The sequence below is a fragment of the Polaribacter sp. SA4-12 genome (assembly GCF_002163675.1).
In the GTDB taxonomy this organism is placed as follows: Bacteria; Bacteroidota; Bacteroidia; order Flavobacteriales; family Flavobacteriaceae; genus Polaribacter.
Genome location: NZ_CP019334.1, coordinates 3,055,696 through 3,073,384 on the forward strand (window position 1 = coordinate 3,055,696; position 17,689 = coordinate 3,073,384).

The 17,689-nt window shown below is 29.7% G+C and carries 17 protein-coding genes; 5 read left to right on the forward strand and 12 right to left on the reverse strand.

Annotated features, from left to right (window positions below):
* Position 1: 1 nt before the first annotated feature.
* Both BTO07_RS13275 and BTO07_RS13280 read right to left on the reverse strand, forming a co-directional pair.
* The gene (locus BTO07_RS13275; RefSeq protein WP_087521691.1) at positions 2–727 is read right to left on the reverse strand and encodes a geranylgeranylglyceryl/heptaprenylglyceryl phosphate synthase; all 726 of its coding nucleotides are present in this window, start codon (positions 725–727) and stop codon (positions 2–4) included.
* A gap of 44 nt (positions 728–771) precedes the next feature.
* Complete coding sequence (locus tag BTO07_RS13280; protein WP_087521692.1) at positions 772–1,398, reverse strand: 4'-phosphopantetheinyl transferase family protein; 627 nt, start codon at positions 1,396–1,398, stop codon at positions 772–774.
* A 65-nt stretch (positions 1,399–1,463) separates the two neighbouring features.
* Here BTO07_RS13280 and ahcY point away from each other — a divergent pair, with 65 nt between their 5' ends.
* The 4 genes from ahcY to BTO07_RS13300 all read left to right on the forward strand — a co-directional run bounded on the left by ahcY (position 1,464) and on the right by BTO07_RS13300 (position 5,403).
* On the forward strand, positions 1,464–2,777 hold the full coding sequence (ahcY, locus tag BTO07_RS13285) for an adenosylhomocysteinase (protein WP_087521693.1): 1,314 nt from the start codon (positions 1,464–1,466) through the stop codon (positions 2,775–2,777).
* A 375-nt stretch (positions 2,778–3,152) separates the two neighbouring features.
* Positions 3,153–3,626, forward strand: coding sequence for a DUF1569 domain-containing protein (locus BTO07_RS13290; RefSeq protein WP_087521694.1), 474 nt, complete (start codon positions 3,153–3,155; stop codon positions 3,624–3,626).
* Positions 3,627–3,684: 58 nt separating this feature from the next.
* Positions 3,685–4,491, forward strand: coding sequence for a DNA/RNA non-specific endonuclease (locus BTO07_RS13295; RefSeq protein ID WP_087521695.1), 807 nt, complete (start codon positions 3,685–3,687; stop codon positions 4,489–4,491).
* Between the two features lie 69 nt (positions 4,492–4,560).
* Entirely contained in the window at positions 4,561–5,403 is an 843-nt protein-coding gene (locus tag BTO07_RS13300; RefSeq protein ID WP_335682119.1) for a DMT family transporter, read from the forward strand.
* Between the two features lie 4 nt (positions 5,404–5,407).
* On the opposite strand, the gene BTO07_RS13305 is transcribed toward BTO07_RS13300, so the two are convergent.
* The 10 genes from BTO07_RS13305 to BTO07_RS13350 form a co-directional block, all read right to left on the reverse strand.
* Positions 5,408–6,943, reverse strand: coding sequence for a YifB family Mg chelatase-like AAA ATPase (locus BTO07_RS13305; RefSeq protein WP_087521696.1), 1,536 nt, complete (start codon positions 6,941–6,943; stop codon positions 5,408–5,410).
* Between the two features lie 25 nt (positions 6,944–6,968).
* Positions 6,969–7,352, reverse strand: a complete 384-nt coding sequence (locus BTO07_RS13310; protein ID WP_087521697.1) for a hypothetical protein — start codon at positions 7,350–7,352, stop codon at positions 6,969–6,971.
* Positions 7,353–7,404: 52 nt separating this feature from the next.
* Positions 7,405–9,984, reverse strand: coding sequence for a phosphoenolpyruvate carboxylase (locus BTO07_RS13315; protein ID WP_087521698.1), 2,580 nt, complete (start codon positions 9,982–9,984; stop codon positions 7,405–7,407).
* 221 nt (positions 9,985–10,205) lie between these two features.
* On the reverse strand, positions 10,206–11,582 hold the full coding sequence (locus BTO07_RS13320) for a TlpA family protein disulfide reductase (protein WP_087521699.1): 1,377 nt from the start codon (positions 11,580–11,582) through the stop codon (positions 10,206–10,208).
* A 48-nt stretch (positions 11,583–11,630) separates the two neighbouring features.
* The gene (gene tilS / locus BTO07_RS13325; RefSeq protein ID WP_087521700.1) at positions 11,631–12,959 is read right to left on the reverse strand and encodes a tRNA lysidine(34) synthetase TilS; all 1,329 of its coding nucleotides are present in this window, start codon (positions 12,957–12,959) and stop codon (positions 11,631–11,633) included.
* Between the two features lie 42 nt (positions 12,960–13,001).
* Complete coding sequence (locus tag BTO07_RS13330) at positions 13,002–13,463, reverse strand: type II secretion system protein GspG (RefSeq protein ID WP_087521701.1); 462 nt, start codon at positions 13,461–13,463, stop codon at positions 13,002–13,004.
* A 5-nt stretch (positions 13,464–13,468) separates the two neighbouring features.
* On the reverse strand, positions 13,469–13,702 hold the full coding sequence (locus BTO07_RS13335) for a hypothetical protein (protein WP_087521702.1): 234 nt from the start codon (positions 13,700–13,702) through the stop codon (positions 13,469–13,471).
* On the reverse strand, positions 13,699–14,307 hold the full coding sequence (locus BTO07_RS13340) for a hypothetical protein (protein WP_087521703.1): 609 nt from the start codon (positions 14,305–14,307) through the stop codon (positions 13,699–13,701). The genes BTO07_RS13335 and BTO07_RS13340 overlap by 4 nt, the downstream gene beginning before the upstream one ends.
* A 33-nt stretch (positions 14,308–14,340) precedes the next feature.
* Complete coding sequence (locus BTO07_RS13345) at positions 14,341–15,672, reverse strand: anthranilate synthase component I family protein (protein ID WP_087521704.1); 1,332 nt, start codon at positions 15,670–15,672, stop codon at positions 14,341–14,343.
* A gap of 64 nt (positions 15,673–15,736) precedes the next feature.
* Positions 15,737–16,957 (reverse strand): acyloxyacyl hydrolase, encoded by a 1,221-nt coding sequence (locus tag BTO07_RS13350; protein WP_087521705.1) that lies wholly within the window; start codon positions 16,955–16,957, stop codon positions 15,737–15,739.
* An 82-nt stretch (positions 16,958–17,039) separates the two neighbouring features.
* Between BTO07_RS13350 and BTO07_RS13355 the strand changes: the two genes are divergently transcribed.
* Positions 17,040–17,651 (forward strand): DUF4230 domain-containing protein, encoded by a 612-nt coding sequence (locus BTO07_RS13355; protein WP_087521706.1) that lies wholly within the window; start codon positions 17,040–17,042, stop codon positions 17,649–17,651.
* Positions 17,652–17,689: the final 38 nt, after the last annotated feature.

The following is a 17,689-nucleotide window of genomic DNA, read 5'->3' on the forward strand; positions in this document are numbered from 1 at the left end:
TTTATTTTTTTAAATCCTCAAAAAAAGTTTCATCGTTTTCAAAAGCAGTTCCAATAACTACTAAATCTGCGCCAGAATTAAAAGCATTTTTGAGTTGTTTTTTAGAACGAATTCCTCCACCAACAATTAAAGGAATACTCAAATTATCAGAAACCTCTTTTATAATTTCTTGGCAGACGACCTTCGTCGCGCCAGAACCAGCTTCTAAATAGATTAATTTTTTTCCAGAAAATTGACCCGCTAAAGCTGTGTTTAAAATTAATTCTGAATTTTCTTGAGCAATTGGTTTTGTATTACTGACTCTTTGAGTTGCCGTTGCTGTTTCTCCATCGATTAAAATATAACCCGTTGGTAAAATCTCTAAAGTTGAATTATTTAAAATAGGTGCAGCCTTAACTTGTTGCTCAATTAAATACTCAGGGTTTCTGCCAGAAAGTAAACTCAAAAATAGGATTCCGTCTGCTTTTTTTGAGATTTGTGAAACATCACCAGGAAAAAGAATAACAGGTAAATGAGTTGCCTTTTTAATTGCAGTAACTACGTTTTCTGTTTGATTGTTATCATCGGTACTTCCGCCAACAAAAATATGCGTAGTAATAGATTGATGCACTTTCTCAAAAAAAGAAGGGATATTTTTAAGATCAATTTTCTCAGGATCTATTAAAACTGCTAACAGTTTCCTGCGTACCTTTTTTGCTGATAAAATGTTTTGGTAAATATTCACAATTGCGAAAATACGAATTTTGTTTTCTAAAAATTATTGCAACTTAATTAATAAGCATACGTACACGTAAAACCTTCAAACTCTAAAAAGTGAATATTATAAGGTAATGTATCTCCGTTGTAACGAATTTCTCCAGTTGTTTTTTCATCCTCAAAAGAGAAGTCCTCAATATAAATATGATCTATAAAATGCAGTTTTTTCTTTCCATAAATTTTATACAAACTCTCTTTTGCGCCCCAAACAATCGTTAATTTACTAATTAAAGCATCCGCATTTGCAATGGTTTTGTATTCTTCAACTTGTGTGAATTTATGTGCAATTTTCAGAATCTTATCACGCTGTTTTTCAATATCAATTCCAACAGTTTTATTATCAGAAACAATAATACCAGAAAAAGTAAAAGAATGTGTGATAGAAATATGCTTTCCGTCTTTTAAATGCGGTTTTCCAAATTCATCATAAACTAAATCAGCATCAGAATAACCAGCTTCTTTTAGTAAATGACGTACACTCAAAAAACCTCTTTGGTGTAGTTCAGATTTCATACTATCTAAACGAATCTGGCTTTTATCAGAAAGTAAAACGTTCGTGTTTAAAACATTAAAAGATTCTTCAATCTTCCAGATTAGAACTTTCGTTTTTTCATCAATCGTTAAACTTTTGTAAAGAGGCATACTTTTTTAAAATGGATGTCGTAACTTTGCAGTTCGAAAAAATTAGAATATAAATATACATAATTATGAGTAAAGATACAGCTTACGTACCTTTCAAAGTTAAAGATATTTCTTTAGCTGATTGGGGAAGAAAAGAAATTAAATTGGCAGAAGCTGAAATGCCTGGGTTAATGAGCTTGAGAGAAGAATATGGAGATTCTCAACCATTAGCAGGTGCTAGAATTGCTGGTTGTTTACACATGACAATTCAAACTGCAGTTTTAATTGAAACTTTACAAGCTTTAGGAGCAGAAGTTACTTGGAGTTCTTGTAATATTTTTTCTACACAAGATCAAGCTGCTGCTGCAATTGCTGCAACAGGAACAGCTGTTTACGCTTGGAAAGGATTAAGTGAAGAAGAATTTGATTGGTGTATAGAACAAACTTTATTCTTTGGAGAAGATAAAAAACCATTAAACTTAATTTTAGATGATGGTGGAGATTTAACAAACATGGTTTTGGATCGTTATCCAGAATTAGCTGCAGGAATCAACGGTTTATCAGAAGAAACTACAACAGGAGTTCACAGATTGTATGATAGAGTAAAGGCAGGAACTTTACCAATGCCAGCAATTAATGTAAACGATTCTGTTACAAAATCTAAATTTGATAATAAATATGGTTGTAAAGAATCTGCAGTAGATGCAATTCGTAGAGCAACAGATATTATGTTAGCAGGTAAACGTGTAACTGTTTGTGGTTATGGTGATGTTGGTAAAGGTACAGCAGCTTCTTTTAAAGGAGCAGGTTCTATTGTAACGGTTACAGAAATCGATCCTATTTGTGCTTTACAAGCAGCAATGGATGGTTTTGAAGTGAAGCGTTTAGAAACTGTTGTTGGTAATTCTGATATTATTATTACAACTACAGGAAACAAAGATATTATTCAAGGTCGTCATTTCGAAGCAATGAAAGACAAAGTAATCGTTTGTAATATTGGACATTTCGATAACGAAATTGACATGGCTTGGTTAAACAAAAACCATGGTAATACAAAAGATACTATTAAACCACAAGTTGATAAATATAACATCAACGGAAACGATATTATTCTTTTAGCAGAAGGACGTTTAGTAAACTTAGGTTGTGCAACAGGTCATCCAAGTTTTGTAATGTCTAACTCATTTACAAATCAAACTTTGGCTCAAATAGAACTTTGGACTAACAGAGATGCTTACGGAAACGACGTGTATATGTTACCAAAACATTTAGATGAAAAAGTAGCAAACTTACACTTAGCAAAAATAGGAGTTGAGCTTACAGAATTAAGACCAGATCAAGCATCATATATTGGTGTAACAGTAGAAGGTCCTTTTAAGCCAGAACACTATAGATACTAAATAATTGTCATTCCGAAATGAGACTTTTTAGTCGATTGAGGAATCTCAAATATTAAAACTCAAAAACCCTTTCACTTGAGCTGAATTTATTTCAGTTTCATTTGAAAGGGTTTTTCTTTGTCTGTCATTTCTGCTTTTTTCATTTTCTGTCATTCCGAAATGAGCCTTTTTAGGTCTTTCGACTTCGCTCAAGATAAACTATTGAGGAATCTCTCTTTATCTTTTTGGGCGTTTTAACAGGCTTTCACTACTCGCTTTTTTGTTGAAAAAACAAAAAGAGCTCAAACAAACCGTTCAATCCTTAACGCGATCGATTCTTTAATCATAAAAAGAGTTTCATCAATTTTAAGTACCTTTCAAAAAAATAAATCCTGAATGAAAACCGTAAATACTTCAACTTTAGAAAACAGATTAAAAACTTTAGAAAGTTATATTCCACATAGTAAAAGTGTAGATGTAACTATTTCTAAAGCTGATGTTGCATGGCATTTAGATCACAGTTTAAAAGTGTTAAATGCTGTGGCAAAAAGTATGGAAACTTCAGATCCAACATTATTCAGAAATAACTTTACCTTCATCGGAAAAATATGTCTTAAAATTGGTTTTTTTCCAAGAGGAAAAGCGAAAGCACCAAAATATGTAAAACCACCAGAAGTAATTTTAGATTCAGCAATTGTTTCACAATTAGCAGAAGCAAGACAACATATAAAAGGAATTAATAATTTAGAAGACAATGCTTATTTCAGACATCCATTATTCGGACATATAAATAAGAAGAGAGTTTTCCGTTTTATGGATACACATACAAAGCATCACCTAAAGATTGTAAAGAGTATTTTAAAAAAGTAGATTCTATTTTTTTACTTCTATATCTTTGCAGCAATCAAGAATACTAAAAAAATCTATTTTGAAGAAAAAAACATTGCTTTCTATAATTTCTGTAGTTATTTTAATTGCAGTTTATGGTTACGAACAATTTTTAAATTCTAATGAAGAAGGCGTTCTAATAGAAGCAGGTAAAACACCAAAAGCAATAACAAACCAGTATTTTTTACCAACAAGTACTACTAATCAAGTTGTACATCATGAAAATTACTCGTTATCATATAGTGAAAAACACGAACAAGCAGAATGGGTTGCTTACGAGTTAAAAACTGCACATTTAAGTAAAACAAACCACAAAAGACCTTATTTTCAAATAGACAATGCTGTAAAAACGAAAGCGGCACATTGGCGTAATTATAAAAAGTCTGGTTTCGATAAAGGGCATTTATGTCCGGCAGGAGACAGACGTTTTGCAAAGTCGGCACATGACGAAACCTTTTTAACAAGTAATATTAGTCCGCAAGAACATCAGTTTAACGCAGGCATTTGGAATCGTTTAGAACAGAAAGTACGTTATTGGGCAAAGAAAAACGATGGTATTTTTGTAATTACAGGTGGTGTTTTAGAAAATAATTTAAAAACAATTGGTAGCGAATCTGTTTCTGTACCAGAACAATTTTATAAAGTAATCTTAGACAAAACAAACGGTAGCATTAAAATGTTGGCTTTTTTAATGCCTCATAAAGAATCAAACTTGCCTTTGTACAAATTTGTAGTTTCTGTAGATAAAATAGAAGCGTTAACAGGTATCGATTTCTTTAAAGAATTAGACGATTCTATCGAAGATACCTTAGAAAAATCTAGCAGTTATAAAAACTGGAGTTTTTAGAATATCTAAAATCAAACTGGTTAACCAATTTTAAAAATACTATTTTTGCCCAAAACTAAATAAGCATTTATGAAAAGTTCTACTGCAATACTTTATATGATAATTAGCGTAATCGCTTTTTCTTTAATGAATGCTGTTGTAAAATATTTAGGTGCATTTCATGCGTACCAAATTGTTTTTTTTAGATCTATAGGGACTTTAATGTTTACGATTCCGTTAATTTTAAAAGCTAAAATTCCAATTTTAGGAAACAATAAAAAGTGGTTGTTTTTAAGAGGACTTTTTGGTGTAATCTCTTTAACGTGCTTCTTTCAATCATTAAATTATTTAGCAGTTGGTACAGCTGTTTCAATACGATATACTTCTCCCATTTTTGCTGCGATTTTTGCTTTAATATTTTTAAAAGAAAGAGTGAAACCTATTCAGTGGGTGTTGTTTTTAATTGCTTTTATAGGTGTTTTAATTATAAAAGGATTTGGCACAGACATGCATTCTCTAGGGTTGTTTTTTATAATACTATCAGCAGTATTTTTAGGTTTAATATTTGTTGTGATTCGTAAAATTGGAAATTCAGAAAACCCATTAGTTATTATTAATTATTTTATGGTAATGGCTTTCGTTTTTGGAGGTATAATGTCTATTAATCATTGGAAAACTCCCAATCTAACAGAATGGTTACTTCTACTGAGTTTAGGTGTTTTTGGGTATTTTGGTCAATTGTATATGACAAAAGCATTACAATCTCATGAAACAAATGTAATTGCTCCTTTAAAGTATTTAGAAGTTGTTTTTATGATTATAATTGGTGCTTTTTGGTTTGATGAAGTTTATAACTTATGGACCTTATTAGGTATCTTTCTTATAATGCTAGGTTTAATATATAACATCTATTTAAAAAGAAAGAAAGGTTAGGTTTTTAACCCAACCAACCATCTCTATCTAAACTTCTATATTGTATTGCTTCTGCAATTTGATCAGGAGTAATATCTTTAGAATTTGCTAAATCTGCGATTGTTCTAGATACTTTTAAAATCCTGTCATAAGCTCTTGCAGAAAGGTTTAATTTTTCCATCGCAGTTTTTAAAAGTGTTTTACTTTCTTCAGATAATTTACAAAATTCACGAATCTGCTTTACGCTCATTTGTGCATTATAATGTACGTTTTCAAAATCTTTAAAACGTTCAGATTGTATTTCTCTAGATGCTGTAACTCGTGCTCTAATATCTACACTAGATTCTCCTTTTCTTTCTTCGGATAGTTTTGAAAATGGAACAGGAGTCACTTCAATATGAATGTCGATTCTATCTAACAAAGGCCCTGATATTTTACTCAAATAACGTTGCATTTCTTGTGGAGAAGATGTCATCGGGCTATTGGGGTCGTTAAAAAATCCTGAAGGACTAGGATTCATACTTGCTACCAACATAAAACTACTTGGATATGTAACTGTAAACTTTGCTCTAGAAATAGTAACTTCTCTATCTTCTAAAGGTTGACGCATAACTTCTAAAACATCTCTTTTAAACTCTGGCAATTCATCTAAAAATAAAACACCATTATGAGACAAAGAAATTTCTCCTGGTCTTGGATATTGTCCTCCACCAACAAGTGCTACATTCGAAATTGTGTGATGAGGACTTCTAAAAGGACGTTGGTAAAGCAATCCTTCTTTTTTAGTTTTACCAACCACAGAATGAATTTTTGTGGTTTCTAAAGCTTCGTGTAAAGTCATCGGAGGTAAAATAGAAGGCAATCTTTTCGCTAACATTGTTTTTCCAGATCCTGGAGGACCAATCAAAATAATATTATGTCCACCTGCAGCAGCAATTTCCATGCAACGTTTTATAGATTCTTGCCCTTTAACATCAGAAAAATCAAACTCTGGGAAATCGATGTTTTTATAAAATTCAGCTCTTGTATCTACAATAGTGGGTTCAATTTTTTGATCACCATTAAAATGATTGATTACTTCCAGAATATTTTCTACACCTAAAACTTCCAACTCATCTACAATTGCAGCTTCTTTAGCGTTTTCTTTTGGTAGAATTAAATATTTAAAACCTTCTTCTCTTGCTTTTATGGCAATAGGTAAAGCGCCTCTTATAGGTTGTAAACTTCCGTCTAAAGATAGTTCGCCCATAATTACATACTCATCAATCTTGTCTGACTTTATTTGATTAGAAGCAGACAAAATCCCTACAGCTAAAGTTAAATCATAAGAAGCACCTTCTTTTCTAATATCAGCAGGCGCCATATTAATGATGATTTTCTTACCAGGAAGTTTGTAACTATTGTTATTTAAAGCGGCAGAAATCCGATAGGAACTTTCACGAACAGCGTTATCTGGTAAACCGACTAAATGATAGCCTATACCTTTATCAATATTTACTTCTACAATAATTGTGGTGGCTTCTATACCAAAAACGGCAGAACCATAGACTTTAACAAGCATTTTTTTTCTTTAAAGATAAAGAAAATTAATTGATGTTGGCTTGTCTGAAGTTGCAAGGATCCCATCTTGTAGGATCGTACTTCTGTAAAAAGCCTTTTAGAAGATTTTCATCTCTATAACTTTTGTAATCGTCATAGATGAATATTGTAGCCTTTGTACTGAGATTTTTATCAGAAATTAAAAATTGTCCACTGTCAATATCTTCAAAAGAAATAGTAGAAAATTTATAATAATTTTTGAAGTTTAAATTTTTCTTAAGAGAAGCATAAGAAGGGTTAATGTCTGTTTTAACCGAAAAAGAAGTTGTGTATATACTAACTGGAATAAAATTATTGTTGGTAGTTTTTTGTTGTGAAAAACAAAAACTACCAACAAATAAAGTTAAAAGTAAAGAAGCGTATTTTTTCATAGTACGAATTATTACTTTATAAATATACTGTAATTATTTGATAAATAAAACCTTAAGCAGAATTTCTACTTGCATTAATATTTCCAAATAAAGAACGCATTACCATTTTTTCATAAACTTCAATATCTTTCTGGCTTCCGTTCGTTTTTTGAAGTTCTTGAATTTTCTTTAAAGCAAATTGTTGTATTGTTAATAAAGGCAATACAATTTCTTCTCTCATTACAATGGATGCTTTTCCTACTGGGAAGTTTTCCATCAATTCAGATTCTCCTGTAAGCTTTAAAAGTAATCTTTTAGTTGTTTCGTATTCTGCAAAAATCAATTTCCAAAATTCTCCAAACTCTTCATCATCTGCCATGTAAGATGTTAATCCGAAGAAAGATTTTGTTAAACTCATCATACTATTTTCTAACAGTGTTCTAAAGAAATCTGAAGCATTGTAAAATTCAATAATTTCATCAAATCTACCAGCGTCTTCATATTTTTTTAATGCAGTTCCAACTCCATAAAAACCAGGAACGTTTTGTTTTAACTGACTCCAACTTCCTACAAAAGGAATTGCTCTAAGTGCAGAGAAATCTAACGTATCAGAATTAGAACGCTTACTTGGTCTACTTCCAATATTGGTTTTTGCATAATATTTTAACGTACTCATTTTTTCTAAATACGGTAAAAATTTATCATGATTTTTGAAATCTACATAGGTTTGGTAGCTTGTTGCTGCCATATCATCTATTAAATCTCTATGTTTATCATTTAACTGATCTTTGGTAAAAACTTCGTTTTTAATACCAGAACTTATTAATTGTTCTAAGTTATATTGAGAAGAATTTTCAGTACCAAAATTAGAACTAATTGTTTGTCCTTGAATTGTTAATTGAATTTCTTTATCTTCAATTGTTGGGCCTAAAGAAGCATAAAACTGGTGTGTTTTTCCTCCTCCACGTGCAGGTGGTCCACCACGTCCGTCAAAGAAAATTACTTCAATGTCAAATTCTCTAGAAATTCTTGTTAAAGCTTCTTTTGCTTTAAAGATTCCCCAGTTTGCCATTAAATAACCACCATCTTTTGTTCCGTCAGAGAAACCAAGCATAATCGTTTGTTTGTCTTTTCTTTTAGATACGTGATATCTATAAACTTTATTAGAATATAAAGTTCTCATTACTTCTTCTGCGTTTTCTAAATCTTCTACAGTTTCAAAAAGCGGAATTACATCTACAGGTAATTCATTTTCAAAACCACATAAGTTTAACATTGCAAATGTTTCCATTACGTGTAAAGCAGTTTGGTTGTTACTAATAATGTAACGGTTTGCTCCACGCTCTCCATTTCTATGTTGAATCTCTTTTAACGCGTAAATAGATTCTATGGTTTTAACAGAATCTTCATCCGTTAAAATACTTGGATCAATTTTACCTTTTACAACAGATAAAACCTCAACTTGTTCTTCTTCAGAAAGACTTAAATAATTTTTAGGGAACGTTGTATCTCCAGTTTTTTGTAAGTCTTCTACAATTTGTACAAATGCATGGTGATGCACTCTACTATCTTGTCTAATATCTAATGTTGCAAAGTGGAAACCAAAAATTCTAACTTTGTTGATTACATCATTTAACTCCTCAACAAATAAAGATTGATGTTCGTTTACAATAATTTCTCTTGCAGCATATAATTCTTCTAAAAGAATTTTTTGAGAAAAGTTAATTTCAACATAGCTTCTAATTACATGCTTGTATAATCTTTTTTCTACTCTTGCTAAAATTTCTTGAACACCATCAAAAGTAAAACGTCTTTTTAAACGTCTTACATCTCTGTAATAGCTTTTTAAAATTGTTTGACGCAATCTTTCTGCAACATCTAATGTGATTTTTGTAGTTACAAATGGGTTTCCATCTCTATCTCCACCTGGCCAAAAACCAAGATCAATAATTTCATTTTCTATTGGTTTACCATCGTAAATATGATGTTGAATGTAATTGTAAATTTTTGGTATAGAGTGATAAAATACATGCTCTAAATACCAGATTAAACTTACAGCTTCATTAAAAGGGGATGGTTTTACTTTTTTATAGAAAGGAGTTTTTCCTAGTTGAGCTAATAACTTTCTGATGAGTAATAAATCATCCTTTTGTATCGCCTTATCTAAATCTGTAATAATACCCAAAACTGAACCTGGGTAAAATTGAGTTGGATGCGCAGTTAACACAATACGAACTTTAAAATCTTCTAAATGGGCTTTTAATTCGTCTTTCTTATTGTTAAGATATGCAGCGTCTTTAGAATTTCTAAGTGTTCCAAATCCATTCATATTATTTATTACTGGGTAAGCAGCATCTTCTACAGCATCAAACAATACTACTTGACGTTCTATAAATTGAATAAAACGAAAAAGTAAATCTGTTTTTTCTTTTTCAGTTGGATTTTCCTGATATTTTTCAAAAAAATGATCTACAATTTCTGTAGGATTTTTTTCTAATTCAAAACCTTTTTCACAAACTTTATGCAAAAGTGGTAATAATACCCCAGTATCATCTATAGTGTCAAAAGGTAGCGTTGTGAAAATACTGTTATAAATTTGATATTTAGACAGTACGTTTTCATTAAATCGATCTAACTTAGGTAAGTTGTTCATTTTATATTGCTTTTACGGGAATAAAATTACAAAAAACAGAAGTGATTGAACCTACCTTTTAATGAATAATCATTGATTTATTTACGAAAACGATATAAATTACACTTAAATTTTATCAAATATCTAATTTCTGTTGCTCCTTGTTTTTTTTGAGCCTTTTAAACACAAAAAAACCTCCAATTTTTTATTGAAGGTTTTCTGAATATTAAAATAAGATGAACTTATAATTTTAAAGATTTTAATGTCTCTACTAATTTTTCATCTGAAGGTCTTGGTGCATTTGCATTAATGATATTTCCTTGTGGATCTATCAATATAAAACGCGGAATTCCTTTTATCAGATAATCTTTAATAAATTGAGAATCCCAATTATTATCTGCAAACAACTGTATTCCTTTTAGTTCTTTATCAATAATCATCTTTTTCCATTTTTCATGATCTTTTATTCTATCAATGGAAATGCTTACAAACTCAATGTTTTTACTATGAAATTCTTTTTCTAACTTTATTAAAGAAGGAATCTCTGCAATACAAGGTCCACACCAAGTAGCCCAAATATCTAGGTACAAGTATTTTCCTTTTAAGTCATCTAAAGAAGTTTTTCCGCCAGCATTATTTTCATAATTCACAAATTTTGGAGACGGACTTCCCTTAGAAAGAGCTTTTAATTTTTTGTATGCTTCTGCAATTTTTTTATTGTTTTCTTCATTTGTAGAATTTTTAGAATAAAGAGCATAGTATTCTTCTAAATTCTCAGTGTACGTAATTCCGTATTTAGCATCGTCAAACAATAACTTATTTTTAATGATGTCGTTTTTTATTTTTGAAACCGTTTTTAAATAAGCAATATCATCTGTAATAGAATCTTTTTTAACCAATTCATTGGCATTATTACGCACTATAGAGCTTACAACACTTCTATAACTTTGCGAAAAAAGAAAATCTTTTTCATTTTCTAAACCTACAGTCTTCAATTCATTTAAAGAGTTTTCTGAAGCTTTAAAAGTTTTATCTTTAATATAATAACCATGATAAGTTTGATAATTACTTAAAAATGATAAATACTCATAATTGATACTCCTAAGCTCACTCGTCTTAAAATCATCAGAAATTCCGTTTGCTTTTGATAATAAATCTTCTTGAGCTGTTTTTATTTTTAAAAGATGTTCTTTAAAATCTTCTTCATTTTTTAAAAACATTTCTTTTTGATCTCCTCTAGTAGCTTTTGAAACCGATTCTTTATTAAGTATGTACGTATTAATAGCGCTTAAACTACCAATTAATTGCATCGTAGAATCTTTCTTTATTGCATCATATTCAATTCTTAAATCACCATTTTTAGGAGCAAAAATCTCTGTTAAATTTCTGTCTTGACGAAAGATATAAAAATCTGTATCCATTTTTAAAGTGTCTTTAAAAGTACCATCTTCCTTTAAAGTTATTTCAATTTTAGCATCTCTATCAAATGCACTAAAAATAGTGACTTTATTAGATTTAGCATTTTCAATTTTACCAGTAATAATAGTGTAATCTACTTTCTTTTCTGGTGTGCAAGAGACGATTGTTACAAGCGCAACAAGAAGCCATAAGTTTTTCATAAATAGGGTGTTATTAGATTGAAGATTTAAAGATACAAAACCTTTGAGTTATTGAATCAAGGAAAGTTTAAAAAGATTGTTAGATGCTTCTTTTGCTAAAAAACGGTTGTCTTGTCGGTGATTAACAACCCAAATAATATCTCCATTTTTATTGCAAAGCAACCAAGTATTTTGTTTTTCTAAAAGCGAGAATTTTTCGTCTTTAAAATACTTGCTTAATTTCTTTTTACCTGTCATTCCTGAAGGATAGAAAAAATCGCCATTTTCCCATTTTCTTAGTTTTAAAGGAAAAACTAAATCCTGTTTGTCAACATAAATGGTTTGTTTATTTTCTGTTGATTTTTCTTGTACTTCTTCAAGTTTAAGATGAATTGGTGCTGTAATTTCAGATGTGTTTTTTTGTATCTGAAATGTCATTTCGAGCGCAGCCGAGAAATCTATTTCAGACAGCAATAAAAAGTCTCTATCTTTTAATAAAGTATGTGTTTTAGATAAAACTTGTTTACCAGATTGCCCAGAAAGTAATTGATAAACATCATTCCATTCTGTAAAATTATATTCTTTTAAAAGTTGATATAAATACGCTTTCGGATTAGAAAGTTGATTGATTTTTTCAATATTAATTTTTGTCATTTCGAGCGCAGTCGAGAAATCTTTTTGAATAACTTCTGATGCTACCTTTTCAATACGGTCTTCAATAATTTGCTGACTTTCTTTTAAGTGCTCTGTTGTTTTTGCAAACGTTTCTAAAAGACTCGGGTTGATTTCTTTTAAAACAGGAAGCACGTTATGTCTTATTTTATTTCTGATGTATTTTGTTGATGCGTTACTTTTATCTTCTCTCCAATTGATATTATTTTCTTTTACAAAGGATAAAATTGTTTCACGAGAAAACTTTAAAAGCGGACGAACAATATTTCCGTTAATCTCAGGGATTCCTGTAAAACCATCTAAACCAGAACCACGCGTTAAATTAATTAGAAAAGTTTCTAAATTATCATCTGCATGATGTGCTGTTAAAACGTATTCAAAAGAATTTTGTTCAATTAATTTTTGAAACCAATTGTAACGCAATTCTCTTGCTGCAATTTGTGTAGATTGCTTATTTTCTTTCGCAAACTCTTCTGTATTAAACTGAATTTTGAAAACGTTGAGGTTTAGTTTTTCTCCTAAATTCACAACAAACTCTTCATCTAAATCACTTTCTTTTCCGCGAAGATTAAAGTTGCAATGCGCAAGAGATATATCAAAATTTAATGTTGATAAAAGATGTGTTAAAACCACAGAATCTACTCCGCCAGAAATGGCGATTAATAGTTTTTTATCCTTTAAAAAAGGAAGATTCTTGTTGATGTGATTTGTGAGTTTTTCTAGCATTTGTACTTCAAAAATACTATTTTTAAATGTGTTGCTACTATTTTATTTAGAAGAGTGTAAAATGTCATCTTTTGTACCTAGTTTTCGATCTCCTCCTAAAGAAATCAATTGGTAACTTTTTCTATCATTAGAAGTAGTATACACAAAAGTAGTTTTCCAAGAATCTATTTCTATATTTTTTCTCAATGGATTATTTCTGATGATATTTTTTAATTCTGAAGGATATTTTCCAAATTGTTTCTTTTCTGCCTCTAATAAATTAGAAACCTTCATTATTCTTTTTTTAGTGTTTTTTTCATTTTCTCCAATAGAATTAAAAAAAATAAACACAAAACAAACAGGAATAAAAATTATAAAAATGATTATAAATTGTTTTGTATAAGGAGCCCAAACAACACTTTTTGGAAGGTTGTTTTCCTTCTCGTGTTTACGTTGTTTTCCATGTTTTATCCAATACTTAATTTCAAGGAAAATTTCTAAAATAAATGAAATTAAATCAGACATTAATTCTATTGTTTACTCAACCAAACACGAATGTCTTTTCTGATAGAAACTTCAGGCTTTGCTAAAGGAATCGTTCTACCAAATTGTTTACTTCTGTTAAATTTAGAAAACGTAACTTTTAAAGCTTTCCATTCTTTTGGGTACAGCTTTAAAAACATGTTAAACATATTTTGTTCTGTTGGTTTTTCTTCTAAACTCTCTAAAGTTTTTTGAAAAAGTTCTTCTTGGTTTATGATCATTTATTAAATCTATTTAATTGTTCTATTTCTGATCTCGTTTTATTTTTTCTAATTAAAGAATAAACTATAATTCCTATTAAGGAAATGAATAAAAGTACAACCTTTACAACACCTAACAAGCCAATTGTAAAAATTAAAGCTAGTAAACCTGCTCTTCCTTCAAGCACATATTCTGCACCGCTTTCGATTTGAATGGCATAATATAATGACCATAAAAATATAATTGTAGTAAATAATATGGCAAATAATTGAGGTTTTACATATTTAAAAAAAGAAGGTGTTTTTTTAGTGTAATTCATATTAGGAATCACCTCTTTTAAATAATTAAATATTTCTTTTTTTATTTCTGAATTTTTAGAAATCAGTTCTTCCTCAGAATCACTATTGAAATATACTTTAATATCTTTTTTGCCTTCTTGACTTTCAATTCTAGTTATATAGGGAAAAGGAATACCAAATAATCCTTCAGGAACTTTATTGTTTTCTACTTGCTTAGAGAAGTTATTTAAATCTTCGTTTTTAATTTTTCCCTTGTAAATATTGCTTTCATCAATTAAAACAATATCAAGGTTTTTAGTGTTTTTAGAAGCCCAAAACTTAATCATTTTTCTTTTTTTTATAAATATAAAAAATCTAATTTACTTAGAATTCAGTAAAACATACTTCATTGCTTTTGCTTTTAGCAAGCACTCTTCATATTCTTTTTCTACAATAGATTTTGCTGTAATTGCGCCACCAACAGAATACGAAATGTATTTTTTTTCTTCATTATATAAGATACTTCTTATAATTACATTAAAGTCGAAATCATTATCTGGTGTAAAATACCCGATCGTTCCAGAATACAAACCACGCTTCGTTTCTTCTAGATTTTCTATGATTTTCATAGCAGAAACCTTTGGAGCTCCTGTCATACTTCCCATTGGATACGTACTTTGAATAATGTCTATAGGATGTGTGTTTTCTTCAACTTCAGAAACTACTGTAGATATTAATTGATGTACTTGTTTAAAAGAATATACTTTACATAATTCTTCAACTTTTACACTTCCTATTTTGGCTGTTTTAGATAAATCGTTTCTAACTAAATCTACAATCATTACATTTTCTGCACGCTCTTTTTCATCACGCTGTAAATCTAAAGCTAATTGAGCGTCATCAAATTCGCTTATCAATCTTTTTGCGGTTCCTTTTATGGGTTGAGAAATTATTTTTGTTCCTTCTTTTTTAAGATATCTTTCTGGTGAAGCACACAAGGCAAACTTGTCGTCTAACTTTAAAAAAGAAGCAAATGGAGGTTCAGAAATATGGTTGAGGTGTTTGTAAACTTCAACAGGATTTATCGTCGAATTTTCAGCATAAAATTCCTGACAGAAATTGGCTTCATAAATATCTCCTCTATGAATATGCTCTAAAACCTTGGTTACTTTAGCGTGATATTCATCTTTGTGGATTCGTAGTTTTATTTTGATGTTTTCTTGTTGAATGTCTGGTTGAGCGGAGTCGAAACCTAATTCTTCAATCTTTAAATCTTTAAATTTTTGAATAATTTCAAAATCGCTTTCAATTTCATCATCAACCATTCTTAAATAATGAAATTCAACATCATTTCCTTTGATGAAAATTAGTTTCTTAGGTTGAAAGAAATATAAATCAGGAAACTCTAAACCATCAAAATTTGATGAAGAAAGTCTTTCAACATCATTTTTAAGATCATAGGTCATATAACCAAAAATATAATCTTTGGTAATGGTTTGATATTCTTTTAGCTTTTCGAAAGCATTGTAATGATCTGTTTTTATCGATGTAAAATCATCCGCAGCCAAAGCACCATCAAAACTAGAATACTTTTGATGATAGTTATTCGAATCTAACCAAAGTACAGTTTCAAACTGTTGCGCCCAAGACAATAAATTGTTCTTGAATTCAATGATATCATCAACAGAAAAAGTGCGAATTGTTCTTTGCATATTTTCGTCAAAAATACGATTCTTATTGGTTTGAAATAATCATTTCTTTAGAATTTGAAGAAGTTTAAAATGTTTTTCCTAACGTAAACTGAATTGGAACTGCAACTCCCGCGTTTTGCGGAAAAATATTACCGTTAGAATAATGCATAATTCTAAGTTCTGCATTATAGCTTCTCTTTTTTCCGAAGAAAATACCTAAACCCATTGTGTCTTGATACGTGATTTTAGGACCTGCATTTAAATTATCTAAATTTCCTTTTGTTAACAATGTTGGTCCTATTAATGAGTAATTTGCATACATATCAAACCCTTTTCTTCTCAAAAAATAAAAACGCATTGTTGGAAAAATAGAAAAAGCCAATACTTGTTCATTGGTTGCTTCTGTATTAAAAGCGGTAACACTTACTCCCCAATCTAAAGAAAAAATCTTTTCTGTTCTAAAAACCAATCTTTGATACGTTACAGAAACAGAGTTTTCAGCTTTCACTTCTCCAACCCAAAACACAGGAACTCCAAAACTTTCGAAGTTACCAACCTTTAAACTCATTCCGAAAAAACGATTTGCGCCAAAACCAATTTTGCTTGTTCCGTAACTAACTTGAACCATGTTTTTGGGAAAGAAATGTCCGTTATTTTCGTGTTTCTCAACGACTTCTTTGGATAATTTATTAAGATGATATTCAAAACCAAAAGAAACTTGAGAAATAGAAGGTTGATTTTCTTTTGTTGACTTTGGTAAAAATGTTCCGAATAAATTTAAACGCCATTTTTCATTTAACTTATAATTGAATCCAAAACCATATAGTAAACTTGCATAATGAGCATTAGCATAAATTACTTTTTCGTTTATTGAAAACCCAACTCTTGTAACGTTTGCAATACCAGCTTCACCATAAATAGAAAGCTTTTTATTTAGGTTTATGTTTTTCTTTAATGACAATGACCAAGCATTTATCCAAACGCTATTTTCATAACCAATACCATTTACATTATCGTATTTAAACCAAGCTGCAGGTCTTATTGTACCAAATTGAACTGCTAAATTTGGTTGAATTTTATAACCTAATAACATTCTTCCAGAAAAATAATTTCTAGATAAAGATTCACTTGAGTAGCCGTCAATTAAATTTCCATTAGAAAATGGATAAAAGATTCCCCCGAAATTAATACTATAATAAGACTTCGATAAAAAGTTAGAAGGTTGCGATTTTGGGTTTGTATTTTCTTGACTGATTAAATTTAAACAAATGAAGAAAGTAAAAAATACGATAGCAATTTTTTTCATGGCATAAAAATAAGAAACTTTGTAAAAAGAAAAAGCATTGGCACAAAGTTTGCTTTTATTTATTCTATACTATCTTTACAAAATGGAATTAATTATTTTAGGATTAATTAGTGGTTTAGGAATTTCATATCTTATCTCTAAGAAATTCTCTTTATCAAACAAAAAAAGTTTAACAAAAAAACAATCCGTTATTTTGTTAGATAAAATTAGAAAAGTATCAAAATTGATTACTGTTGAAGGTGATTTCTCAGAAATTTATCATCATGAAAACACAAAAGAGAAATTTTGGGGAAGCATTGTAAGTAAGAAAAAAGCAATTATTTTAATTACTGCAAAAGCACACATTGGTTTCGATTTCAGGAAAATAAAAATGCATTCAGATATTAAGAAAAAGGAAATTGTTTTATCGGATTTTCCATCACCAGAAGTTTTATCAATAGAAACAGATACTAAGTTTTATGATATTCAAAATGGTTATTTAAACAAGTTTGATACAGAAGATTTATCAGCTTTAAATAAGGAAGCTAAAGAATATGTCTTAAATAAAATACCGAATAGCAATTTAATTGAACTTGCAAATAAGGAAGCTTTAGAAGCTATTTTATTAATAGAGAGTTTAGTAGAAACAATTGGGTGGAAATTAGATTACACAGCTTTAGAAGCTATTGATGAAAATAAAAAAATCTCGAAATAAATTTTATTTCGAGATTTTTTAAATAGTATGTTATCTTA